The sequence below is a fragment of the Arcicella aurantiaca genome, from assembly GCF_003148625.1.
Taxonomy (GTDB): Bacteria; Bacteroidota; Bacteroidia; order Cytophagales; family Spirosomataceae; genus Arcicella; species Arcicella aurantiaca.
In genome coordinates, this window is sequence record NZ_QGGO01000025.1 from 21,518 (window position 1) to 46,996 (window position 25,479).

Annotated in this window: 20 protein-coding genes and 1 tRNA gene; 14 read left to right on the forward strand and 7 right to left on the reverse strand. The window is 34.3% G+C overall.

Going from position 1 to position 25,479, the window contains the following annotated elements:
• Positions 1 to 65 precede the first annotated feature (65 nt).
• Complete coding sequence (locus tag LV89_RS18720; protein WP_109744453.1) at positions 66 to 830, forward strand: acyl-CoA desaturase; 765 nt, start codon at positions 66 to 68, stop codon at positions 828 to 830.
• Between the two features lie 412 nt (positions 831 to 1,242).
• Here the strand turns inward: LV89_RS18720 and LV89_RS18725 are convergent, their stop codons facing one another.
• Together LV89_RS18725 and LV89_RS18730 are read right to left on the reverse strand one after the other, a co-directional pair.
• A complete protein-coding gene (locus tag LV89_RS18725) occupies positions 1,243 to 2,529 on the reverse strand; it encodes a dihydrolipoamide acetyltransferase family protein (protein ID WP_109744454.1) in 1,287 nt (428 codons plus the stop codon).
• Positions 2,520 to 3,758: a competence/damage-inducible protein A gene (locus tag LV89_RS18730; RefSeq protein WP_109744514.1), complete on the reverse strand. Its 1,239-nt coding sequence runs from the start codon at positions 3,756 to 3,758 to the stop codon at positions 2,520 to 2,522. Before LV89_RS18730 ends, LV89_RS18725 begins: the two co-directional genes overlap by 10 nt.
• A gap of 237 nt (positions 3,759 to 3,995) precedes the next feature.
• Here LV89_RS18730 and LV89_RS18735 point away from each other — a divergent pair, with 237 nt between their 5' ends.
• A complete protein-coding gene (locus tag LV89_RS18735; RefSeq protein ID WP_109744455.1) occupies positions 3,996 to 4,721 on the forward strand; it encodes a DUF4197 domain-containing protein in 726 nt (241 codons plus the stop codon).
• Positions 4,722 to 4,784: 63 nt separating this feature from the next.
• Here the strand turns inward: LV89_RS18735 and LV89_RS18740 are convergent, their stop codons facing one another.
• Positions 4,785 to 6,581 (reverse strand): M61 family metallopeptidase, encoded by a 1,797-nt coding sequence (locus LV89_RS18740; protein WP_229201551.1) that lies wholly within the window; start codon positions 6,579 to 6,581, stop codon positions 4,785 to 4,787.
• A gap of 251 nt (positions 6,582 to 6,832) precedes the next feature.
• Between LV89_RS18740 and LV89_RS18745 the strand changes: the two genes are divergently transcribed.
• From LV89_RS18745 to LV89_RS18760, 4 genes are all read left to right on the forward strand, one after another.
• Positions 6,833 to 9,853, forward strand: coding sequence for a tetratricopeptide repeat protein (locus LV89_RS18745; RefSeq protein WP_109744457.1), 3,021 nt, complete (start codon positions 6,833 to 6,835; stop codon positions 9,851 to 9,853).
• Between the two features lie 62 nt (positions 9,854 to 9,915).
• Positions 9,916 to 11,661, forward strand: a complete 1,746-nt coding sequence (locus LV89_RS18750) for a TonB-dependent receptor (RefSeq protein WP_109744458.1) — start codon at positions 9,916 to 9,918, stop codon at positions 11,659 to 11,661.
• 41 nt (positions 11,662 to 11,702) lie between these two features.
• Positions 11,703 to 12,770 (forward strand): HU domain-containing protein, encoded by a 1,068-nt coding sequence (locus tag LV89_RS18755; RefSeq protein WP_109744459.1) that lies wholly within the window; start codon positions 11,703 to 11,705, stop codon positions 12,768 to 12,770.
• A gap of 39 nt (positions 12,771 to 12,809) precedes the next feature.
• A complete protein-coding gene (locus LV89_RS18760) occupies positions 12,810 to 13,775 on the forward strand; it encodes a hypothetical protein (RefSeq protein ID WP_109744460.1) in 966 nt (321 codons plus the stop codon).
• A 223-nt stretch (positions 13,776 to 13,998) separates the two neighbouring features.
• Here LV89_RS18760 and dnaB read toward each other — a convergent pair whose 3' ends face one another.
• On the reverse strand, positions 13,999 to 15,615 hold the full coding sequence (gene dnaB, locus LV89_RS18765) for a replicative DNA helicase (RefSeq protein WP_109744461.1): 1,617 nt from the start codon (positions 15,613 to 15,615) through the stop codon (positions 13,999 to 14,001).
• 290 nt (positions 15,616 to 15,905) lie between these two features.
• Here dnaB and LV89_RS18770 point away from each other — a divergent pair, with 290 nt between their 5' ends.
• From LV89_RS18770 to LV89_RS18785, 4 genes are all read left to right on the forward strand, one after another.
• Positions 15,906 to 16,877, forward strand: coding sequence for a PhoH family protein (locus LV89_RS18770; protein WP_109744515.1), 972 nt, complete (start codon positions 15,906 to 15,908; stop codon positions 16,875 to 16,877).
• Between the two features lie 36 nt (positions 16,878 to 16,913).
• The gene (locus LV89_RS18775; protein WP_109744462.1) at positions 16,914 to 18,197 is read left to right on the forward strand and encodes a M43 family zinc metalloprotease; all 1,284 of its coding nucleotides are present in this window, start codon (positions 16,914 to 16,916) and stop codon (positions 18,195 to 18,197) included.
• Positions 18,198 to 18,321: 124 nt separating this feature from the next.
• Positions 18,322 to 18,954 (forward strand): TetR family transcriptional regulator C-terminal domain-containing protein, encoded by a 633-nt coding sequence (locus LV89_RS18780; protein WP_109744463.1) that lies wholly within the window; start codon positions 18,322 to 18,324, stop codon positions 18,952 to 18,954.
• Positions 18,955 to 19,037: 83 nt separating this feature from the next.
• On the forward strand, positions 19,038 to 20,357 hold the full coding sequence (locus tag LV89_RS18785) for an ABC1 kinase family protein (RefSeq protein ID WP_109744464.1): 1,320 nt from the start codon (positions 19,038 to 19,040) through the stop codon (positions 20,355 to 20,357).
• 68 nt (positions 20,358 to 20,425) lie between these two features.
• On the opposite strand, the gene LV89_RS18790 is transcribed toward LV89_RS18785, so the two are convergent.
• Positions 20,426 to 20,827, reverse strand: a complete 402-nt coding sequence (locus LV89_RS18790) for a DUF3127 domain-containing protein (RefSeq protein WP_109744465.1) — start codon at positions 20,825 to 20,827, stop codon at positions 20,426 to 20,428.
• A gap of 128 nt (positions 20,828 to 20,955) precedes the next feature.
• Here LV89_RS18790 and LV89_RS18795 point away from each other — a divergent pair.
• Positions 20,956 to 21,039, forward strand: a tRNA-Leu gene (locus LV89_RS18795).
• A 46-nt stretch (positions 21,040 to 21,085) separates the two neighbouring features.
• Here LV89_RS18795 and LV89_RS18800 read toward each other — a convergent pair.
• Positions 21,086 to 21,724: a deoxynucleoside kinase gene (locus tag LV89_RS18800; RefSeq protein WP_109744466.1), complete on the reverse strand. Its 639-nt coding sequence runs from the start codon at positions 21,722 to 21,724 to the stop codon at positions 21,086 to 21,088.
• Between the two features lie 231 nt (positions 21,725 to 21,955).
• Between LV89_RS18800 and trhO the strand changes: the two genes are divergently transcribed.
• Both trhO and LV89_RS18810 read left to right on the forward strand, forming a co-directional pair.
• Entirely contained in the window at positions 21,956 to 22,924 is a 969-nt protein-coding gene (gene trhO, locus LV89_RS18805) for an oxygen-dependent tRNA uridine(34) hydroxylase TrhO (RefSeq protein ID WP_109744467.1), read from the forward strand.
• Between the two features lie 218 nt (positions 22,925 to 23,142).
• Positions 23,143 to 24,000, forward strand: coding sequence for a nucleoside phosphorylase (locus LV89_RS18810; RefSeq protein ID WP_109744468.1), 858 nt, complete (start codon positions 23,143 to 23,145; stop codon positions 23,998 to 24,000).
• Between the two features lies 1 nt (position 24,001).
• On the opposite strand, the gene LV89_RS18815 is transcribed toward LV89_RS18810, so the two are convergent.
• Complete coding sequence (locus LV89_RS18815; RefSeq protein WP_109744469.1) at positions 24,002 to 24,577, reverse strand: 1-acyl-sn-glycerol-3-phosphate acyltransferase; 576 nt, start codon at positions 24,575 to 24,577, stop codon at positions 24,002 to 24,004.
• An 87-nt stretch (positions 24,578 to 24,664) separates the two neighbouring features.
• On the opposite strand from LV89_RS18815, the gene surE reads away from it, so the two are divergent.
• Positions 24,665 to 25,432 carry a 5'/3'-nucleotidase SurE gene (gene surE / locus LV89_RS18820; RefSeq protein WP_109744470.1) on the forward strand — a complete coding sequence of 256 codons (768 nt, stop codon included), beginning with the start codon at positions 24,665 to 24,667 and terminating at the stop codon, positions 25,430 to 25,432.
• Positions 25,433 to 25,479 lie beyond the last annotated feature (47 nt).

Below are 25,479 nucleotides of genomic sequence, written 5' to 3' on the forward strand. Positions count from 1 at the left end.
ATTCATAAACCTTTTCCTCAGACAAAGTGTAATTTTGCAAAACATTAAACAACAATTCATAACTCATGCAATTAGTATTGCCCGCTTTCATTATTCATTGGTATTTATCTTTATTTAGCCAAACGTTTTTTTTACATCGGTATTCGGCACATAAGATGTTTACCATGAATAAATTTTGGGAAAAATTCTTTTATCTTCTTACTTACATTTCTCAAGGTTCGTCATATTTAAGTCCACGTGCTTACGCCATTTTGCACCGTATGCACCATGCTTTTAGTGATACAGAAAAAGACCCACATTCTCCACATTTTTCAAGTAATGTGTTTACAATGATGTGGAAAACAAAGGATATTTATAATGCTTTAGTTAATAGCAAAACAAAAATTGAAGAACGTTTTGACCATAATTATCCTTTCTCAAAAACGATTGAAATTATTGGAGACCATTGGATTTCAAGATTGAGTTGGGGAATTGCTTATGTAACAATGTATGTTATCGCTTTTATATATTTTGATATGCACTGGGCATTTTTCTTTTTATTGCCAATTCACTTTTTGATGGGACCTGTTCATGGTGCAATTGTAAACTGGTCTGGACATAAGTATGGTTATCAAAATCATGACAATAATGATAAGTCAAAAAATTCTTTAGTTTTTGATTTTTTGATGATGGGAGAATTATTCCAAAACAATCATCACAAGTTGCCGAACAGTATGAATTTCGCTTCAAAATGGTATGAATTTGACCCAACTTATCCAGTTATCAAATTACTTACTTGGTTAAAAATTATTAAACCAAATTTGAGTAAACCTGCTAACGCTGAGTTTTAGGATTGTTACAGGTGATTAGTTCTACTTTGACACTTTAAAAAAAGATAAAAATTTGGACATTTACCGTTCAACTTCCCGAAAGTTTTGAACTTTCGGGAAGTTCTCCAAAGTCAAATTTGTCCCATTTATTTAGAGTGCCAAAGTAGAATTAGAAAACTGGTAATGAAAACCAAATAGTTTCAATAGATTTCCTGCGAAAGTGTTTTATGATTGAAAAATGGTACATTTTCGAGTGAAAATAGCGGGAATTTTGAAAGCATAGCAGAGAAATGGGGGGATGCCCAATCTTGAAAAATTTTCGTTATTTGTAGCCGAAAAGATGTTGTTTTACGACTTAAAACACTTTCGCAGGAAGTCTAATATAAAAAATCCCGAAAGGTTATCTTTCGGGATTTTTATTTTCAGAGCTTTTCTACAAAAGTTTTCTATCAATTTCAAAGGCTTCTAAATAATCAGAAACACGTTTGACAAATTGTCCGCCCAATGAACCGTCAACTACACGATGGTCGTAAGAATGAGAAATAAACATTTTTTGACGAATGCCTAATAAATCACCTTGTGGGGTTTCTATGACCGCAGGTTTCTTCTGAATAGCTCCGAATGCCATAATTGCTACTTGTGGTTGCATAATAATTGGCGTTCCCATGATATTTCCAAAAGTTCCTATATTCGAGAATGAATACGTTCCGCCTTGTAAATCTTCTGGTTTTAACTTATTTTCTCTCGCTCTTTTCGATAAATCGTTTATCTTTTTTGTAAGTCCAACCAAATTATATGAATCGGCATTGTGAATTACAGGAACAATTAAATTACCACTTGGCAAGGCAACCGCCATACCAATATTAATACTTTTCTTAACGATAATCTTGTCACCATCAACAGAAGCATTTATTTGCGGAAAGTCTTTAATTGCTTTTACAATAGCTTCAACCAAAATAGGAGTATAGGTGATATTTTCTCCATATTCCTTTTTAAACGAATCTTTAATACCATTTCTCCAAATGGCAATATTAGTCATATCTGTTTCAACAAATGACGTTACGTGCGGAGCAATACGTTTAGATTCAACCATACGGTCGGCAATCATTCTACGCATTCTGTCCATCTGAATTATTTCATCATTTCCAGAAACAACAACTGGCTGAGGCTTCGTTTCTATAATTGGTTGACTTGCCGATTTTGGAGAAGTTCGTTTCTCTAAATAAGCGAAAATATCATTTTTGGTAACTCGTCCATCTGAACCTGTTCCATTGATACTTTCTAATTCAGCGGTGGAAATATTTTCCTCTTTGCAAATACTTAAAACCAAAGGCGAATAAAACCTTGAGCCACCGTTTGAGGTTTCAATTACTGGAACTGGGTCAATATTTATACCTGTCAGAGTTTTTATTTCGTCAATTTCTTGCTCTAATTTAGTTGAAATTTGGGCAGGCTGTGGTAAATCTTGCGTTGCGTTTCCTTCGGTTTCAATAAGGCAAATCGGTTTACCTATTTCTGCGACTTCGCCTTCTGGAACAAGAATTTCTTTTATAATACCTGTGTGTGAAGAGGGTACTTCAGTGTCAATTTTATCGGTTGCCACTTCCAATAAATATTCGTCAGCTTCGATTTTTTCGCCTACATTTTTCAACCACTTTAAAACAGTGGCTTCCATGATACTTTCGCCCATTTTGGGCATAATGATTTCGATTAAAGACATAATTTTCTTAATAAATTCAGGATGTTGATTGTTGTCATGTGAATATTTTGCTCTCGGAAACCTCCTAATGTCAATTTACGAGTAATTGTCTCGTTTTCCGTAGCAATGGCAATCCATACCGTTCCCACAGGTTTTTCTGGCGTACCACCATTTGGCCCAGCGATTCCACTTGTTGCTAATCCATACGTTGTGCCTAATAATTGCCTTACATTTTGAGCCATTTCTACGATTGTTTCTTCTGAAACAGCACCGAATGTATTTAAAGTTTCAGCATTTACACCTAATTGATTTATTTTTACAGCATTATCATAAGAAACAATACCGCCCATAAAATAAGCTGAGCTTCCAGAAACTTTAGTAAATTGATGTGCTAAATAGCCTCCTGTACAACTTTCTGCAACGGATACTGTCTGTTTTTTCTCGGTCAAGATTTTACCTAAAACTTCTTCAATTTCATCGTTCCCAAAACCGTAAACAAATTCTTGAATGGTTGGTAAAACTTTCTGAAATTGTTCTTCAACATCTGCTTCAATTGTGGCTAAATCTTCTCCGAAACCTGTCAGACGTAGTTTTACATTTCCCATCGAAGGTAAGTACGCCAACTTTATATTTTCGGGTAAAGCATCTTCCCAAGGCTCAATTATTTCTGCTAAAAATGATTCACCGATACCAATTGTTCTAATAACCTTGTGGAAAATTACAGGCGTTTTAAAATACTCTTGTAATTTAGGTAAAAGTGTTAATGTCATCATTCCTTTCATTTCAAAAGGAACACCTGGCATAGAAATATAAACAATACCATTTTGCTCAAACCACATTCCTGCGGCAGTTCCCATGGTGTTTCTGATGAAAGTAGCGTTAGTTGGTAATTCTGCTTGACCCACATTTAAACCCGTCACCTCACGACCTCTTTTCCTGAAAAATTCTGTTAAATCTGCCAACGCTTCTTGATGAACGGCAAGTTCAGAGTTAAAATATTTACAGAAAGTTTTCTTGGTAATATCGTCTTTCGTAGGTCCTAAACCTCCTGTTACAATTACTAAATCGGCTCTTTTAGATGATTCCTCAAAAATTTCCAAAATAGCTTCTTCGGAATCTCCAACTGAGGATTTTCTTACTGTTCTGATTCCAATTTTATCTAATTCGGCACTAATCCATTGGGTATTTGTATCGGTAATTTGTCCATAAAGAATCTCATCTCCAATGGTAATAATCTCTGCTTTTATCATTTTTTTGAAAGGTAACACAGGCTTCAACCTGTATCTTAAATTTATTACAGACCAAAGTCTGTGTTACTTTTATCGGCTAAATTTCGAGAATACTTCATCTCAAATACTTTATTCATGAGACAAATTCATTATTTTCGCCCAAAATTACACAATTTGAAGCGTTTTAACGTTTATTGACAAATGACATTTTTTAAATTATTGCGTCTCAACTAAAATAATGTTTAACAATCACTATAAATGAGAAAATTAATCTTAGCAGCAGCCTTCATGACAACCGTTAGTAGTTGTCAATCACAAAACTTTGGAAATATTTTAAAACAAGCAAATGATGTTTTGAGTGGAACTACATCAGGAGCTTTAACAACAGAAGAAATTGGTCGTGGTTTGAAAGAGGCTTTAACAGTTGGCATCAAAAATAGTTCATCACAAGCGTCTGCGTTAAATGGATATTTGGGAAATCAAACTATTAAATTATTGTTTCCGCCAGAAGCCCAAAAAGTAGAGCAAAAATTGCGTGATATTGGACTCGGAGGAGAATGTGATAAATTTATTACTGCCTTGAATCGTGGAGCAGAGAAAGCTGCGGAAAAAGCAGTGCCGATTTTTGTGGATGCTATCACAAAAATGACAATTCAAGATGCTTTAGGGATTTTGAAAGGTGATAAAGATGCAGCAACTAATTATTTGAAAAGAACTTCATCGCAAGCTCTTACCAATGCTTTTGCCCCTGTTATGCAAGAGGCTATCAATACAACGGGTGCAACAAAATTGTATGGTGATATTGCCAATACGTACAATAAAATTCCTTTCACTCAAAAAATCAATCCAGATTTGCAACAATATGCTACCCAAAAAGCAGTTGACGGATTATTTTTATTAGTTGCTCAGGAAGAACAAAAAATTAGAGAAAACCCAGCGGCAAGAGTTTCTGATATTTTGAAGCGAGTTTTTGGTGCTCAATAGGAAAAACACAAAATAAAACGGGCAGTGAATACCATTTCACTGCCCGTTTTATTTTGTGTTTTTTTACAAGAACATCCATTTTTTATATAAATCTTTTTGTTCTTTGGTCGCATTCTCGATTGGCTCAATTGAGAAGCTTTTAGTTGGATTTCTTTGTAAGGTTACGTTATATTTTTTATCCAAACCGTCTCTTCTAATTTTAACTTCAACAACATCACCTACTTTTTTGTTAGCAATCAGTTTCGTTAAATCTTCAGGTTTTGAGCCATCAATTTGTAAGATTTCATCGCCAACGTTCAGTCCATCGTTGTAAGCAGGAGAGTCTCGCAAAACCGATGATATTTTTAAACCCACTTTACATTCTACGCCCAAAGCAGGACTTGTATTTTCAGCGTTTTTATCAACTAATTTCATTCCAACTGCTTCAAGAAAAGTATTGTACGGAATTGTTTCTGTACCCGAAATATATTTTTGGAAGAAATCATTCATTGATTTTCCTGCAACATTTTCGACAGCTTTTTGAAATTCATCATCAGAAAATCCACGTCCTTGTTTTTTGTAATATTCTTGATACAAAAGTCGCATAACATCATCTAAATTTTTAGAACCATTCGTTGATTGTAAAATTAAAAGGTTTAAAACTCCTCCCAAAACTGCCCCTTTGTCGTAATAAGAAACGGTACTATTTTTAGAATTTTCATTTGGACGATAATATTTTATCCAGGCATCCCAGCTTGATTCCGTTACCGATTGTACTTTATTTCCCGGTTGATTTTCAATAGCGTTGATTTCAGTAACATAAGCCTTCAAGTATTCGTCGGGAGTCATCATATTTGCTCTACGCAAGATATAATTCTCATAAAAACTTGTGCAACCTTCTGAAAACCAGAGCAAATGAGTATAATTTTCATTTTCATAGTCAAATGGGCCAAGTGCTTTTGGTCTGATTCTCTTTACATTCCAAAGGTGAAAATATTCATGAGCAATTAAACTCATAAAACCTTGATACATTTTTTCACTTGCATAAGTCATGCGTGATGTTTGGCAAGTGGTAGAATTTAGGTGTTCTAAACCACCTCCGCCAAGACCAACATTGTGAATCAAAAATGTATAATCTTTACATGGATGTTCGCCAACCACACTCAGGGCAGATTCGCAAACTTTCTTGAAGTCATTAGTTACTTTTGTTTCGTCAAATTTGACATCGCCATACATCGCAATTTTGTGAGGAATACCTTTTAAATCAAAAGAAAGAACTTTTTGAGTTCCAATTTCGATTGGGGAGTCGATTAAAATATCTAAATTCTCAGCCTCAAAGGTATTGTTACCAAGTGATTTTAAGCCAGTTGAAACAGAATTCCAATCTTTATAAGGTTTTATATTGATGGTTGACGGAACTTGTCTCCAATCATTTACGTACATAAATACACTGGCAGGATTCAAATATCCATGCGAATCATCAAGGAACGAAGTTCTTACCGTTAATTCATTGGCATAGACTTTATATTTTACGGTTGCCTCATTTGCAGCCGCTAAAAGACGGACACGCCAAGTATTTTTATTAATTTTGTCAGACTTTAAATTTGCAGTACCACTTGTTACGGAAACACTTTCAACATTTTTCGCATATTCACGAACAAGATATGAACCTGGTGTCCAAACTGCCATCTTTAAATCTACAAAACCTTGTTGTTTTGTTTTGGCATCAAAATTGGATAATTTAATAACAACGTCAAAATAGTGCGTTTGAGGTTGTTCCATTGAAAGAAAATACTCTATTTTGGGTTGGCTTGAAGAATTTTGACTCCATGCAAAGTGGCTAAAAATCAGATAGATAGCGAAAAATGATATTTTTTTCATAATTTAATGTTTGTAATGAACGTTTTACATTGGGTTTCGGCTAAATAATTATTTTGCTAAAAGCCCAATTCATTTAAAAATTGTTGTTTTTGCTTTTGAGTTAGAAAATCAAACGCCAATTGCAGAAAGCCACGAGCTAACTGTTAAAGCAAAACTAATATTACCTTACTTGTTTAACAAATATTTTTCTGATTGAGCTACTGCCCATAATAATTTTACTCAAGAAAAATACCCTAAAAATCTCAATTCTAATGAACAAAATCTCGTCGTTAGTATCAATTTGCTTCTTTTTTCTGGCTATTGCTTTCAACACGCCGCTTGTTGCACAAAGCACCCTCAATAATACGGAAGTTTCTATCCATTTTAGAAACGGTCAAGAGCATTTTGAATCTAAAAATTACGAAGCTGCCCGTGCAGAATTTAATCTGTTTCTAAATGCTGATAAAGCAATTCTTGAAAAAGAAGATGGCAATAAAGTCTGGGCAGAATATTACGTAGTCATGTGTAGTTTATATCTACAATATTCAGAAACGGAATTATTGGCAAATCGTTTCGTTAGAAATTATCCTGAGCATCCCGTAGCTGGAAATCTATTTAAAGAAATTGGTAATTATTTCTTCGAGCAAGGTGATTATGCACGTGCGGTAGATTATTTGAAAAAAAGCCCAAAGTCTGACGAAGCTGCTCAATATCGTTTGGCAATTTCTCATTTTTCTTTACAAGAATATTCAGAAGCTCTTACCATTTTTGATGAAATAAAAAGTAGTAGTTCTGATTATGGTGTTTCTTCTTCTTATTATTCAGGAATAATTAATTTTCGTGCAGGAAAGTATGATGTTGCCATTCCCGATTTCAAAAAAGCAGAACAATCGGCAACTTATAGAAGTGAAATTCCGGGTTGGTTAGCTCATAGTTATTACAGACAAGGCAAATTTGCCGAAATGTTAGCTTATACAGAGCCTTTATTACGTGAAAAAAACTCAGGGCGAAAATTGGAAGACGTTGCTCTTTTGACTGCCGAAGTGTATTTCCAACAAGCCAATTATGAGAAAGCTGCAAGCTATTATACCATTTACAAGAATTATAAGTCGCAAGGAATGTTGCCTGCTGTGGCGTATCGTTATGGTTATAGTTTGTACAAAACAGACCAATTTTCTCCTGCTACCGAACAACTGAAAAATGTTGCCGCTGTAAAAGATACTTTGGGACAATATGCTGCTTTTATTTTGGGCGTTTGTTATTTGAAAGCGAATAACCCCAATTATGCTTTAGGTGCATTTGACCAAGCCAGAAAAAGTAATTACAACAAATCAGTTACGGAAGATTCAGACTTTAACCATGCCAAAGTGTTGTTAGACCTTAATCGTGGAAATGAAGCAATTAAAGCATTTGAAGGATTTTTGTCTAAATATCCTGATTCAAAATACGAAGATGAGGCAAATGAGTTAGTAAGTGAAGCGTATTTGTCGTCAAATAATTATCAAGCTGCTCTTGCATATATAGAAGGCTTGAAAAGACGTTCTACCCGAACAAATTCTGCGTATCAAAGAATTGCTTTCAATCAAGCCGTGAAAATGTACAACGATGAAAGATATATTGATGCAATTCCATACTTTGATAAATCTTTAACTATTCCTGTTAATCCCGAAACAAAATATGCTGCTAATTTTTGGAAAGCCGAAGCTCTATCTGCCGACAAAAAGTATAACGAAGCCATGCCGATTTACCAAAGTATTATTTCTTCGGTAGATAATACAACCCCTAATTTGTTTGATTTACAAAGTAGAAGTCGTTATTCTTTGGCGTATGCTTATTATAATACGAAGGATTACACAAAAGCGAATCAATTATTCCGTGAATATGCCGATAGAATGAAGTCTTCGGGAGATTCACAAGCTTACCAAGATGCAGTAATCCGTTTAGGAGATACTTTTTTTGCTGCCAAGAATTATGAACAAGCTTTAAAATATTACGACCAAGCCATTGCAGCCAATAAAGCGGATAAAGATTATGCTACTTTTCAAAAAGGTTTGGTAATGGTTTTGAATGGCAACGAAGCAGGAGCAAAAAGTGCTTTTCAAAAGGTACAGAAAGATTTCCCTCAATCGTTGTATGTTGATAATGCTATTTACCAAGAAGCCAATATTGACTTTTCTGCTGGAAGATACATTCCTGCCATTACAGGTTTTACAAAGTTGATTAACGACAAACCACAAAGTAGATTAATTCCAGCCGCTTTATTAAAACGAGCAGGTGCTTTTCAAAATACGGCAAATCACGAAGGTGCTATTGCAGATTATCGCTCAATTCTTAAAAACTATCCTACTGAATCTCAAAGTAAAGACGCATTGGCAGGTATTCAAGAAGAATTGAACGAAGTTGGTCGTCCAGAAGAGTTTACTCAAATCTTAAATGATTATCAACAAGTAAATCCAAATGTTCAAACTGTTGGGCTTGAATATGAATCTGCAAAAGGACTTTATTACAGCGATAAATTTGACAAAGCAATTCCTGCCTTGAACAACTATATCCGTAAATATCCAAATAGTTTAGAAGCCTACGAAGCTAAATATTTGGTAGCAGAATCGTATTTTAAATTAGGTGATAAACCGCAAGCACTTTCGTACTATTATCAAGTGATTCGTGATAGAAAATATAAATCTGTTAACAGAGCTATTTTAAAAGCCGCAGAAATCGAGTTTGCGGGAAATAACTTTAAATCGGCAATCGGCAATTACAGAAATTTATTAGCAAGTGCTTCCGACAAAAAAGACCAACAAACTGCCTTAATTGGCTTAATGGAATCTTATTACCAGACTACTAAAACCGATTCAACGCTTTATTTTGCCAAAGAAGTAGCCAATTCGGGCGATGTAGTTTTGGGAGCGAAAAGCAAAGCGAGTCTTTACACGGGTAAAATTCACATGGCGAAAAATGAATATCCTAAAGCTATCGAAGCATTTAATCAAACAATTGCCATTTCAAAAGATGATTTCGGGGCGGAAGCTCAGTTTTTAATTACTCAAATTTTGTATAATCAGAAAAAATATAAAGAATCTTCTGATTTAATTATGGCAAAATTTAGAAATGAATTTGCTGATGCTGACGATAAAATTGTAGGACGTGCGTTTCTTTTATTAGCAGACGACTTTATCGGACTTGATAACATGGTTCAAGCTCGTGCAACGCTCAATTCAATTATTGAGAATCACCCTGATAAAAATATCGTTACTGATGCCAAAATCAAATTAAAAGCAATTGAAAAAAAGTAGTAAGTATTGAGACAAAATAAAGTGTCATTTTGATAATTCATAAATGTTAGATAATCAAATCCATGACAATCGTAAATCATACATTCTTAAATCGTCAATGTACTTATCCTTCTTTGAAAAATAAACATATTATGCAGAATCCTTCTTATAAAATATTTGCCCTTTCAATATTAGGTGCTTTTTTTACTGTTTCGCAAACCTTTGCTCAAAAGCAACAAGGCGAGGTTAAAACTGACGATATTGAAATTTATAAAGATACAAAAGTGGTTTTACCACAAGCCAATAGAATTTTCGATAAAGTACCAATCAGTGCTGATGATAACGCTCGTAAACCAATCCGTTATGAGTTTATAGAACGCAAATTACCCGTACAAACTCCTGAGTTTAGTCCAACTGTAAATATGCCTGATGGTGGATCTAAAGAAGACACTAAAGCGGCAAAGCACAGTAATATTATTCGTGTGGGTATGGGCAATTATGGGCATACCTTTTTGGAGGCTCACGCAGGAATACCGATGGGAGAAGATAATTATCATGGCATTTATATAAAGCACAATAATTTTCGTCTTGGACCAGTCGGAGCCAATTACTCTGGCGTTTCTCAAAATATCGTAAAAGTTCATAGTCGTACCTCTTTTGATGCCGTCAAATTGGAAGGAGCTTTAGGATGGGAGAGAAGAGGTTTTGATTTTTATGGTTTTACCCCTAAAAACTATGATTTTCCTGAATCTCAAATTTATAATTCTTGGAATAAATTTAATTTCAACGGTGTAATCAGTAATTCTAATAAAGACTCAAAAGTTGATTACGAATTCAAATCTAATTTGTCCTATCTTTTTACACATTTAAAAGCAAACGAATTAGTTTGGAAAGGCTCTGGAAGTGCAGTTTTTCCTGTAACAGAACAATTATCGGCAATCGTTGATGGTACTTTGGTTTTAGCTCAACGTCAAGATTCTTTAACGTTGTACCGCAATTTGTATAAATTGAAACCTACTTTTCAATACAAAACGGATAAGTTTACTGTCACGGCAGGTTTAAATGTTATTAACGACCGTGAGAAAAATACATTCAACAATAGCTATGTTTATCCAATCATAAAACTTGATGTTCAGCCAATGCAAGGTATCAAAGTTTTTGCAGGATATGAAGGCGATGTTTATGCGAATAACTTGACATCATTTCTTCTCGAAAATCAATGGTTAAACCGTTTTACAGAATTAAGAAATACTCGTAAAACAAATGATTTTTATGTTGGAGGAAAAGCGTCATTACAAAATGGTTTAGATGTTGAAGCAAAATTAAGCTATGCGAATTATAAAGATTTTTATGTTTTTAATAATTCTCGAACTGATAGTACAAGATTTGAAGCTCTTTATTCAGATGATTCAACCACAGTAAAAGTGACCAATTTTACGGCACAAGCAAGCTATCAAATTCCAGAAATGTTCCGTTCAAATTTGAAATTTGATGTCAATATTTTTAGTGGTTTAGGAAATTTGAAAAACGCTTGGCATCGTCCAAGTTTCACCGCTACTTGGAATAACACCTTCACTATCAAGCAGAAGCTATTGGTTAGTTCTGATTTGTATTTCTTGACAGGAATGAAAGGCAATAATTTCTTGACCAACAAAGAAGTAAAATTAGACCCAATCATTGACCTTAACTTTAAATTTACTTACTTGATTACCGAGCATTTTGATGTTTTTATTTCAGCTAACAATGTCTTCAATAAAAACTATCAAAGGTATTTATACTATCCAACACAGGGAGTAAATTTTCTTGGAGGTTTGTCATATTCTTTCTAAATTCGTGTTAAATAAGGGTTATTTATTAAATACTTAAAATTATGACAACCGTTCAGAACCATATTAAAGAACTTCTTTTTGAGCAAGACTGTGTAGTGATTCCAGACTTTGGTGGATTTGTAACCAACTTTGATTGTGCTAAAGTTGACCTTACTAATCGTTTTTTTACACCTCCTCAAAAATGGCTTGCTTTTAATTCGTTATTGAAAAATGACGATGGTTTGTTGTCAAATTATATTGCTACTCAAGAAGGAATTTCTCGTGAGCAAGCTACCCAAAAAGTGAGAGCTTTTGTAGAAGAGACAAAAAGATACATCAGTTACGATAAAAATTACACAATTGAAGGTTTAGGGACTTTCAGTCAGAACGAAGAAAGTAAGATTCAATTTCAGCCAAAAACTTCCAATAATTTTTTTAGTGAAAGTTTTGGAATGGAAACCGTTTTCTTGAAAAAGTTAGATGCTTCAAATCAAGAATTACAAGTTGTTCATACGCCACCAGTTGCTTCAAATACAACAATTCAGCAAGTTTTTGCCTCGAAAGACAGAGAACCAATGGCTGAAGTCATGGAAGATGAAGCGGTGAATGCCAAGAGAAAAGGTAAATTTAGTAGAGTTTTGCCTGCAATTTATGGTTTATTTGGAACGGCAATTTTAGTTTCTGCTCTTTATCTGTATGATAATCCAAAGGCAAATTTGAGCTCATTAAATCCTTTTCAATCTCAAAGTATTGTAAAAGTAGAGGCTAAACCCGTTGTACAGAAAACAGAAGTAGTTGCTCCCAATATTGATGCGACTATCAAAGCAAAACCTTTTGAAGGAACAGAAGTTACTCCAGAGCCAGTTATCGAAACTAAGAAAACAATAATTGAATCTGAAAAACGTTTTTTTGTTATTACAGGAAGTTTTGGAAGTAAGAAAAATGCACAAAAACTTTTAAATGCTTTAAAAAATAAAGGTTTTGAAGATGCAAAATTGATTTTCCCAAAACATAGTGAAAAATTAATAAAAGTTTCTGCGGGTGGTTTTGCAAATGAATTCGAAGCTGAATCTGAAGCTCTTAAAGTGAACAACGCTACAAGTCAATCAACTTGGATTTACAAGAAATAGCTTTTGTGTTGGCAACTCTAATTGAAAATCCTTATTTCTATGAATCATCATAATTTAGAAGCCGAAGAAAGTAAAAATAGACAGATTGCCTTTTTTACAACCTTTACTTTCAATGCAGTCATGTTGTTCCTATTTTGGTATATTACGATTTGGACAGCTACTGAAAATAAAAAAGAAGAATTAGTAGGAGGTGGCGGTTTTATCGTGAATTTTGGAACTGATAAAAAAGGAAGCGGTAATGTATTTACAAAAAACCATGCAAGTCCTCTGAAAAATGAAGTAGATTCAAAAGCTGCTGAAACGAAGGAAATCAAAAAGGTAGTTAATAAACCCGTAGTAGTTCCAGAAGTTGTCAAAGCAAAACCCGTAAAACCAAAGCCTGTAAAAGAAACACCAGTTGTAGCAAGTAAGGTAAAAAGTCCAGTAGTAGTAAAAGAAACTCCTCCTGCAAAAGTTACCCCAAAACCATCGGCTAAACCTGTTGAAGCTCCTCCTGTTGCAAAACCTGCTCCAGAACCCAAAGTGAATTCAGATGGATTGTTTCCTACTAAAAAAGGCAAATCAAATTCAAACGGAACAACAGGCTCAAATCCTAATCCCGGTGGTGCTGCTGACGGAACAGGTGGAGGAAAAGGAAATCAAGGACAACCAGATGGAAATGTAGTAAAAGGTGGTACTTATGAAAAAAGACCTGTTGGAGATGGAAATGGTGGAACAGGTGGAACAAATGGCGGAGGAAGTTCATTGAGTATGACAGGTTGGACTTGGACAAGTAAGCCTGCTGTTAATGATGATTCTGACGAAACAGGAATCATTAGATTTAGAATAAAAGTTGATGCCGATGGAGATGTAGTTGATGTTCAACAAATAGAAAGTACAGTCAGTCCTGCGGTAGCACAACAATATAAAAGAGCCGTACAAAGAACAAAGTTTAAACCAACTTCTGGTGGAGACAAACCTGATATTTCAACAGGAACGGTTAGTTTTAGATTGAACCCAAGATAAAACAAAAAGGGTTTGTTACAAGACAAACGATAGCCCACAGATGAAACGGATTATACTGATTTTCGCTGATTTTTCTTTATTTCATCTCTGTGTAAATCTATAAAATCAGTACAATTTGTGGTCTAAATTTGTCTGAGACAAATAGTGATAATAAAAAAGGCAAATCGAAAGATTTGCCTTTTTTATTATCTTCATTCGCTTTTCGCTTAGTATTAACCAATCACTAAAACGGTACATCTTGATTTGGTGCTGTACTGCCAAATGGGTTTTGTTGAGGAGGAGGCGGTAAATTATTAATTCTACTTCCCATTGTTTTTGCTCCACTTTCAAAGGTATTTGCAGTATCTTCAACCTGAGCAAAAGATTGTAGAGCATCACCACCATAACCACCTCCACTATAATCGGTAGAATCTAAATCGCAATATTTTGTGTATTTACCGATAAATCTTAATTGAACAGTATCTAAAGACCCCGCACGGTTTTTGGCAAGTATTAACTCTCCCATACCTGTTACTGAATTTCCTGCTTCGTCTTGGGTAATACCATAATATTCTGGACGGTAAATAAACATTACCATATCGGCATCCTGCTCAATAGACCCCGATTCACGTAAATCGGAAAGCTGAGGTTTTTTATCTCCACCACGAGTTTCAACCGCACGGCTCAACTGTGAAAGTGCAATTACAGGAACATCTAATTCCTTCGCTAATTGCTTTAATGAACGTGAAATATTCGCAATTTCTTGTTCACGGTTACCAGAACCTTTTCCGCCCGAATCTCCTGACATCAATTGAAGATAGTCAATCACAATCATTTGTACATCGTGTTGTGCTTTCAAACGTCTTGCTTTTGCTCTTAATTCTAAGATAGAAAGGGCAGGAGTATCATCAATAAAGATAGGAGCATTGGTCAATCTACCGATTTTTGCGTGCAACTGAGCCCATTCGTGCGGTAGTAAATTCCCTTTTCTTAATTTTTCAGACTCCAATTCAGCTTCAGCAGAAATCAAACGATTTACCAACTGAACTGATGACATCTCAAGAGAAAAGAAAGCTACGGCTTGTCCGTGGTCAACGGCAGCATTTCTACAAGCCGAAAGAATCATCGCAGTTTTACCCATACCCGGACGAGCCGCAATAATGATTAATTCTGTTTTTTGGAAACCTGAAGTTACTCTATCTAAAGCGGTAAAACCCGTTGGAACACCTGTTAGACCTTCTTTTTGGTTTTTCTTAGATTCTAATTCAACTAAAGCCGCACGCATAATTTGCCCCATGTCGGCATAATTTTTACGGATGTTCGCTTCTGAAATTCTAAATAATTCTTGTTCAATTTTATCCAAAAGCATGAAAACATCAGTAGTGTCTTCATAAGCCATTTTTTGGATTTCGGCAGAAACATGAATAAGTTGTCTTTTTAGGGCGTGTTCAACCACAATACGTGCGTGAAACTCAATATTGGCAGCCGAATTCACTCTTTGTGTAAGTTCAGCTAAATATTGAATACCGCCAGCCATCTCAAGCTCACCTGTTGTAACTAATTGATTTTTAACTGTTAAAAGGTCAATTGGTTCTGAATTAGCAAAAAGCTGAGTAATAGCCCCATAGATTCTTTGGTGGGCTTCTTTATAAAATGATTCAACTTTAAGAATATCAATGACATCAGTTAAGGCATCACGTTCCAACATCAATGCACCCAAAACTGCTTCCTCTAAATCAGTTGCTTGAGGGGGAATTTTTCCTAAACCTGTGTCAAGCCAACGATTTTGAGCAGTTATGCGTCCACCTGCATAAGTACCATTTTTTTTGAAGTTATTATTATTTTGATTTGCTTGTTCCATTGAAGATAGCTTACACTCAGAAGCAGTTTTTTATACAATTTTACAAAAATAAATTCAGATTTCCGATTGGACAAATTTTCATTTCAAGCTAATTCACTGAATTTCAAAACAAAAGCAATAAGGAATATTTTTATCTTGTATTTCTAAAACAATACAACTCTTTTTTTAGTAGATTTATAAATTGAATAAATTCATTTTGAATGATATAAAATGATAGATTTATTCGTTTTAAATAAAAACCAATTGTTTGCTATTAAATACAATTGCTCCAACTATTAAAAGACCAAATTTTGACAGAAAAAATTATAACCTTAGAAGACGTTGAGTTAGTCGGCTTTCTTGGCGTAGAAAACAGCAATATTAAAGAAGTTGCTGCCGCATTTCCACAAAGTAAAATTATTTCAAGAGGAAACGAAATTACGATTAGAGGCTCATTGCCAGAAATCGTCAGAATAAATGAAATTCTTGATTCTTTAGTTCAGCATTTTCAAAAATATGGTAAAATAACTACTGAGCAAGTACGTTCTTATTTAACTCTCGAAAAACACCCAGAAGAAGAACCTCAAGTACATTTAAAAGAAGAGGAAGATGTTTTGTTGTACGGTACAAAGGGTGTTGTAATTAAAGTTAAAACGCCAAATCAACAAAAAATGGTTGAAGCGGCTGCCAAAAACGATATTGTTTTTGCAATCGGACCAGCAGGAACAGGTAAAACTTATACAGCGGTTGCCATTGCCGTAAAAGCTCTTAAAAATAAGGAAGTTAAGAAGATAATAATTACCCGACCAGCCGTAGAAGCAGGCGAAAATTTAGGGTTTTTACCGGGAGATTTAAAGGAAAAAATTGACCCGTATTTACGTCCAATTTATGATGCTTTGGATGATATGATTCAACCCGAAAAACTTAAATATTTTATTGAAAATCGTGTTATTGAAATTGCTCCTTTAGCGTATATGCGTGGTAGAACTTTGAATAATGCGTTTATTTTATTGGATGAAGCCCAAAATACGACGCCAATGCAGATGAAAATGTTTTTGACTCGTATGGGAATTCAGTCTAAAGTAATTATTACGGGTGATAAAACGCAAATAGATTTACCGACGAAGGTTAAATCGGGCTTGGCAGAGGCAAACCGTATTTTAGACGGTATTAAAGGAATTGCATTTGTTGAATTAGATGGAAAAGATGTGGTTCGTCACCGTTTAGTACGGGATATTATTATGGCTTATGAAAAATCAGAAGCTGAAAAAGCTGCTCATTGATTAATTGATTTTTAAACTTCGGAGTATATTGGAATTATGAAAAAAATATTTGTACTGATTTTTCTTTTTGTCGCAACATTTAGTTTTGCTCAAGAACGTTGTGGATTCGGCTTGAATGAAAAAAATAAGGCTAAAAATCCAGTTTGGTTAAGACAAAAAGCTGAATTTGAATTTCAGTTAAGAGAACGTCAGAAAGAAGAAAAAAACGCTAATTCACGTATTCAGGCAAAGGTTTATAAAATTCCTGTGGTTGTTCATGTTATTCATAACAACTCAGCATCTGTAATTGGTGGAGCAAATAATGTTAATATTTCAGACCAACAAATCAATTCTCAGATTCAAGTGCTAAATGATGATTATAGAAGAAAGTCAGGCACAAATGGATATAATACAAATCCCGTTGGTGCTGATATGGAAATTGAGTTTGTTTTGGCTACAACCGACCCTAATGGAAATCCTTCAACGGGTATAACACGAACTTATACTACTCAGCAAAGTTTTGATTTATTTACTGAAAATCAGAGTATAGCAAATTTAATTCATTGGAATTATGAACGTTATCTGAATATTTGGGTGGTGAGAAGCAACGGCAGAACAATTGGTTATTCAGCTTTTCCTTATGATAGTCAATTACAAGGTTTAGAAGCTACTGCCAGTGATATTGCAGGTCAGAATATTTTTGACGGTGTTATTATTGATTATCGAAATTTTGGAACTTGTTGTGGTACATTAAGTCAGACTTATAATTTAGGAAGAACAACTACCCATGAAGTTGGGCATTGGTTAGGTTTATTGCATACAACCGCCGATGAACCTTGTGGAAATGATTTTTGCGATGACACGCCACAGATTGAAGCCTTGAATTTGAATACGACCTGTGTGTCTGTTAGTTCAACTTGTAACGGTGTAAAACGTACCAATATGATTGAAAACTATATGGATTATTCTCCAGACCGTTGCATGAATATTTTTACTAATGACCAAAAAACTCGTACAAGATTAGCCTTAGAGTTAAGTTTAAAAAGAAAAAGATTATTAGCAAGTTTAGAAACACTCGCCGAAACAAATAACTTAACGATAAATGTTGAGCCGAATCCTTCCAAAAATAACTCATTTATAAAAACACAATTCACAGGGCAAAAAGATGTTAGTATAGTCGTTTATGATTTTTTAGGAACGCTGATTTATCAAGAGAGTTTTGCTAATCAAAAAAGTAATTTCTTCTCAATTAAAAATGATTATCTAAAAAGTGGCGAGTACATTGTTAAAGTATTAGCAGGTTCGGAAATAGCTACTCAAAAAATTGTCGTTCAAAAATAAAATTCAAACTGCTTCTAATAAATGGAAGCAGTTTTTTTATGTCTAATTTGATAATAATGTCTCTTTTGAGAAACAAAGTTTTTCTGACACGTGTTATCTTATTACAACAAATCCTTTTACAAACATGGAAAAAGTAGATAAAATTAAACATTCCTACATTGAGTTCTTTTTGGAAAACGGAACTGCACCTGCCTCAATTTTTTCATTTACAAAAAAGCTGAAAATGAAAGAAATAGAGTTTTATGACTATTTTAATTCATTTGAGCTTTTAGAAAGTGATATTTGGCTTGGTTTTTTTAAGGAGACAATATCCAAAATTGAAGCTGATTCTGTTTATGGAACTTATAGCGTTCGTGAGAAACTTTTAGCCTTTTATTATACTTGGATTGAAGTCTTGAAAGAAAATAGGAGTTATGTCTCGCAAACATGGAAACTTATTGATAAAAGAAAGTTGAAAACGCCTGTTTTTATGACAGATTTAAAAGTTGCTTTCAAGGAATATACTCGTGATTTAGTGATGGAAGGAAAAGAAAGCAGAGAAGTTCAGCCACGTAAATATTTAGATGAACGTTATCCTGATGCCTTTTGGCTTCAATTTTTAATAGTACTTGATTTTTGGGTTAAAGATAAATCAAAAGGTTTTGAACAGACCGATGCCATGATTGAGAAATCTGTAAATACTTCATTTGATTTAATTAGTTCGTCAGCACTTGATTCAGTGATTGATTTTGCCAAATTTATGTATCAAAATAGATAAAAGTAGCTGTTAGTTTTTGGGTATTAGAATTTATTTTTCCATACGCCAATACTCTAAAACTAACACCTTTTTCAAATAAAGTAATGAAAGAACAAAACTCGATACCTACTTCAAAAGTAGCCAGAGCTACTCAATTTGTTAAAACTGGAGTCAAAATTGGTGGTAATTATTTGAAATATAACGTTAAAAAAATAATTGATTCAGAAACTACAAAAGATGAATTACACCAAGACAATGCTTCCGATATTTATTCTTCATTAAGTGAAATGAAAGGTTCGGCCTTGAAAGTTACTCAGATGTTGAGCATGGATAAAGGAATGTTACCAAGAGCCTATCGTGAAAAATTTGCGATGTCTCAATATTCTGCTCCTCCACTTTCTGGACCTTTGGTTGTTAAGACTTTTAAAAAGTATTTTGGAAAATCGCCCCAAGAAATGTTTGATACTTTTGGTATGAATGCCGCTAATGCTGCTTCAATCGGACAGGTTCATAAAGCCACAAAAGATGGAAAAGAATTTGCCGTTAAAGTTCAATATCCGGGAGTGTCAGAAAGTATTGGAAGTGATTTAAAAATGATTCGTCCGATTGCCATTGCTATGTTTGGGCTAAATGACAAAGATGTGGATAGATACATGGGAGAAGTGGCAGAGAAATTGATTGAAGAAACGGATTATAATCTTGAATTGAAGCGTTCTGTCGAAATCTCAGAAGCTTGCTCTCATATTAAAGGTTTGTTTTTCCCTAAATATTATCCCGAATTTTCTTGCGATAAAATTCTAACGATGGACTGGTTGGAAGGACTACATCTAAACGAGTTCTTAAATACAAATCCTTCGCAGGAGGTACGAAACAGTATTGGTCAGTTGCTATGGGACTTTTATGATTTTCAAATTCATACGCTCAAACAAGTTCATGCAGACCCACACCCAGGCAATTTCTTGATGCGTCAAGATGGGACGTTAGGCGTTATTGATTTTGGATGTATAAAAGTAATTCCAGCATTTTTTTACGATAATTATTTTGCCTTAATCAATTTTGATACTTTAGAAGACCACGAAAGAACCGTTGAGATTTTCAAAACCTTAGATTTTATCACTGCCGTTGATTCTGAACAAGAAGCTGAATTTTTTACAAAACTTTTCAAAGAAATGATTTATTTGTTAGGCAAACCTTTCGCAACTGACGAATTTGATTTTGCCGATGATAATTATTTTGAAAGTGTTTATCAGTACGCAGAAAAATTACAGAATTTAGATGAACTGAAAAATGCTAAAGTAGCCAGAGGTTCTCAGCATGGGCTTTATATCAATAGAACATATTTTGGTTTATATTCAATTTTAAATGAATTGAGAGCAAAAGTTGTAACAACTCGCCCAGAATGGCTTTGTGCCGTTGGAGCATAAAAAACAATAACGTCGGCGTGATTCAAAATTTCGCCGACGTTATTGTTTACTAAGTCTTAAAACCTATTTTAAAAAGGTAAATCTTGGTCGTCAGAGCTAAAAGATGGCAAATCTGCCACAGGAGGAGCTGTTCTTGGTGCTGGTGCTGCACTAAAACCCTGAGAAGCAGATGCTGCCGCAGGAGAACTTGAAGCTCCACTCGCACTTTCAATTCTATATGCTTTCAAGTCTGTGTACCAACGTTCGTTATATTCACGTGATTCTACACTGAATGAAATTCTTAATTTTTCTCCTAAAGAATAAGTTTTCAAGTCCGATGCTTTATCTCCCCAAGCTGTAAAACAAGCTTTTTTAGGATATTGTTCTTCTGTTTCTAATACGAAATCTTGCTTAACCCAAACCCCATTTTTCCCTTGACCCGTTACTTCGGGTAATACTTTAATCAAATTTCCTTCGAATTCTAAAGCCATTTTTATTTTTATTTTTTATAATTATATTGATTATCAGACTCTTAAAACATAAAATGATTTAATAACGTTTCCGCATACTTAAAACCTTTGCAAATAACTAAATTTTATCTAATTTTGTGCTATCAAATGGCGACGTGGTGGAATTGGTAGACACGCTACTTTGAGGTGGTAGTGGGAGTAATCCTATGGGAGTTCGAGTCTCCCCGTCGTCACGAAAGTCCTTTCAATTAATTTTGAAGGGACTTTTTTGTTTGTATTCTATTCTGTAAAATTTAGCTGAGGAGGCTTTTCGTATAAAAGTGCTTTGTCAACTTTACTAATGATAAAAGCTAAGTCTTTGGGATTATTTACAAAATCAAGACTATCTACTTCTACCACTAAAATTTTACCTTCCTTATAATTTTCCGTAAATTCTGAATAATGTTCATTCAAATCTTCAAGATATTTTTCTGAAATATTAGCTTCAAAATCTCTACCTCTTTTTTTGATTTGTGAAACCAATTTTGGCAAACTTGCTTTTAAATAAATCGTTAGGTCAGGAGCTTTAACCGACTTCATCATTAAATCAAAAATTCCACGATAGGTTGTATAATCATTAGCAGACATAATTCCAGATTTATACAGATTCATCGCAAAAATGTAAGCATCTTCATAAATAGTTCTGTCTTGGATAATTCTTCTATTAGATTTTTGTATCTGTAAAACCTGTTCGTAACGACTTTTTAAAAAGTACATTTGCAAATGAAAAGCCCAGCGAGGCATATCATCATAGAAGGGTGGAAGATATGGATTTCCTTCAACCGCTTCGTATAAAACTTCCCAGCCAAAATGTTCAGCTAATTTGGCAGCTAAAGTTGTTTTGCCAGCTCCAATATTTCCCGTAATTGCAATGTGCATGATTTATTTTGTGATGATAATTAGGGTTTCTATTTTGCAAATTTCATTAAAAATTAGCTAAGAAATTACAAAGCAAATAATTAATTTTTGAATTGTATGATTTTCAAGCAATTAACGCAGAAGAAGAATCATATTGTTTTAAATGAATCAATGCTTTCGTAACTTTACAAAACAATTTGAAATACTCCGATTGTTTTTGTTTCACTAAAAAAACTGTAACTCATGTTGAAGATGAATCAGTATAGTGTAATTCTTTATTATAATTACACGCCCATTCCTGATGCGGAGGCGTACCGTGAAAAACACCACTTATTTTGTTTAGAAAATAATCTTTTGGGTAGGATTATTGTAGCTTCTGAAGGACTAAACGGCACCGTTTCTGGTCTGAAAGAAGATTGCGACAAGTACATGAATTGGCTTGAGAACGACCCAATTTTTGCTGGTACAAACTTTGATTTTAAGGTTGAATCTCACCAGAAACACGCCTTCAATAAACTTCATGTAAGAGTAAAAGAGGAAATTGTTAACTCTGATTTACCCGTAAATCCTTTAGAAAGAACAGGTACGCATCTTGAACCTGCTGATTTCAAAAATATGTATAAAAACGACCCAGACGTTGTTTTGGTAGATATGAGGTCTAATTATGAACATTCAGTCGGTCGTTTTAAGGGGGCAATTACATTTGATATGGAGACATTGAGAGAATTGCCAGAGCATATAAGTGAGATTGAGCATTTGAAGAAAAAGAAAATCATTACGTACTGTACAGGTGGAATCAAATGTGAAAAGGCTTCTGCTTATTTGCTTGACCAAGGCTTCGAAAATGTTTATCAATTGCATGGTGGAATTATTAAATATGGACTTGAAGAAGGTGGAGAAGATTTTGAAGGGAAATGTTATGTTTTTGATAATAGAGTAACCACAGAAGTAAATTCGGTGAATCCTGAAGTGATTTCAAAATGTCATATTTGTGATACCAATTCTGACCACATGATAAATTGTGCTAATCCTGAGTGTAACGAGCATTTAGCGATTTGCCCAAGTTGTTTGAAGGAGATGGACGGAGCCTGTTCTAATGAATGTAAAGAACATCCAAGAAAGCGTCCATATAATCCAGAGGGATATTATTCAAAACAATCAGATAATTATACCGCTGAATTTGGATTTAAGAGTCGCCAAAGAACAAAAGTTGTGTATTAATTTTGATAATAAGTAGGTGTTGGGATTTAGGTGTTAGGATTTAGCATTGCCATGAGATTGATTATCAATGGTTTATGGAATCTTAAATATTTTTTTAATTTTAACTATTACTTATAATTAGAGAAGTCATAAGTTGTGCATCAAATGTTTAACTTATGACTTTATTTTCTTTCTACTAAACATTAATAAATTTAATCTCATCAATAAACAAGAAAATCATGAGGCTTTCCCCAACAGACCTAATTATCAACCCTGATGGCAGTATTTACCATCTTAATTTACGTCCAGAACAAATTGCTGATACCATTATTACCGTAGGTGACCCAGAGCGTGTCCCGATGGTTTCTAAGTATTTTGACAAAGTTGAGCTTAAAGTCAACAAAAGAGAATTTGTAACCCATACGGGCTATCTTGCTGGAAAAAGACTTTCGGTAATTTCAAGCGGAATCGGTACAGACAATGTAGAGATTTTAATGAATGAATTGGACGCACTTGCCAATGTAGATTTTAGAACTCGTGAAGTAAATTTTTATCATAAAACACTCAATATTATACGAATTGGCACTTCGGGCAGTTTGCAATCCAACATTCCAATTGATAGTGTAGTTGTGTCTGCTTTAGGAATCGGAATGGACGCATTAGGCTTTTTTTATGAAACGTCTGGCAATAATATAACCGATAAAATGAAAAGTAGTTTCGGCTTGGATTTTTCGCCTTATTGTAACCCTGCAGGAGCAGATTTGTTCAATTATTTTATGGATGATGCTCCTGAAAATTGGCTTCAAGGAACGACAGTTACTTGCCCCGGATTTTATGCTCCACAAGGCAGAGTTTTACGCTACAAAGCCAAAATTAAAAATCTGATGGAAAAAATGAGTGCTTTTGATATAGATGGAATTAAATTGACAAACCTCGAAATGGAAACTGCGGGTTATTATTTAATGGGGAAATTATTAGGTCATCAAGTTTTATCAATCAGTGCTATTTTAGCGAGTAGAAAAACGCATGAATTTTCTGCAAATCCAGAAAAACAAGTTGATACGTTGATTAAACAAGTATTACAAAGGTTGCGATAGACTATTGAAACGTCATATCTTTTAATGAGTTATCATTCGGAAACTTAGGAGTGACATTAGCGTATTGTTTTTGAATTTCTAATAAATCTTGCTCATAATTTCCTGTGGGATAAAAGACATTTAAGAAACCTCCTTCTTTTTTCTTGAAATCTAAAAAACCTAAGATTATTGGAACATTGGCAGCGACAGCAATATGATAAAACCCAGATTTCCATTCTTTTGAATAAGAGCGAGTTCCTTCTGCTGGTACGATAAGTTGAATTGGTTTGGGATTATTTTTTATCATTTCTCCCATATCGTTGACCAAATTATTTTTTTGAGAACGAATAACAGGAATACCTCCCAAACCACGAATGATTAAACCTAAAGGAAATTTGAAAAGAGAATCTTTGGCTAAGTATTTGAATGGAAGTCCAACCCTTAGTAAAATAATCATGCAATAGAAGTAGTCCCAATTAGAGGTGTGAGGAGCAGCAATCATGACAGCCTTATGGTAGTTTATCACACCTTTGGGCGTTGAATCTACTATTTTCCAACCAGAAATTGTTAATAAGAAACGACTAATGATTTTTAACATAAAAAGGATGGTTAATTGGTCTCAAAAACAAATCTACCTATATTTGATTTCGGTTTCAAGTTAAACCATTTATTTATCTAAAATATAATGCAAAAACCCTTAATCCTTATTGCCAACGACGATTCGATTGCTGCAAAAGGTATCAAAACATTAGCAGAAGTGATGTCTGAGATTGGTGAAGTTGTTGTAATTGCCCCAGATACACACCAGTCAGGTATGGGACACGCCATCACGCTCGACCGTCCTTTACGAGTTTCAAAAGTCAAAGATTTTTTACCAAACGTCGAAGCCTACAAATGTAGTGGTACGCCCGCTGATTGCGTAAAATTTGGTAAACATTTCGTTTTAAAAGGAAGAAAAATTGATTTAGTCGTTTCGGGTATAAATCATGGTTCAAATTCTTCCATAGCGGTAATTTATAGTGGAACAATGTCCGCAGCTATTGAAGCAGCCATTGAAGGTATTCCCGCTGTCGGTTTTTCTTTGTGTGATTTTGGTGCAGAAGCTGATTTCTCTCATACGAAGGAGTATGTCAAAAATATATCCTTGAAAGTCCTTGAAAATGGACTTCCTCAGGGCGTTGCCTTGAACGTTAATTTTCCAAAGTTGTCTGAAGAACCCATCAAAGGTGTTAAGATTTGCCGTCAAACGGATGCTCTTTTCCGTGAATCATTTGAAGAACGTAAAGACCCTTACGGAAGAGCTTATTATTGGATGGACGGTTTCTTGCAAAATGAAGATAACGGCGGAGGAACTGACGAAGATGCTTTGAAAGAAAATTATGTAGCAATTGTTCCTGTGAAATTTGACTTGACTGATTATCAGGCAGTTGAAAAAATGAAATCTTGGTTTTAGAATCATTTATAAAAGATTAGTGAAAAGAATATTAAATTATTAAACCA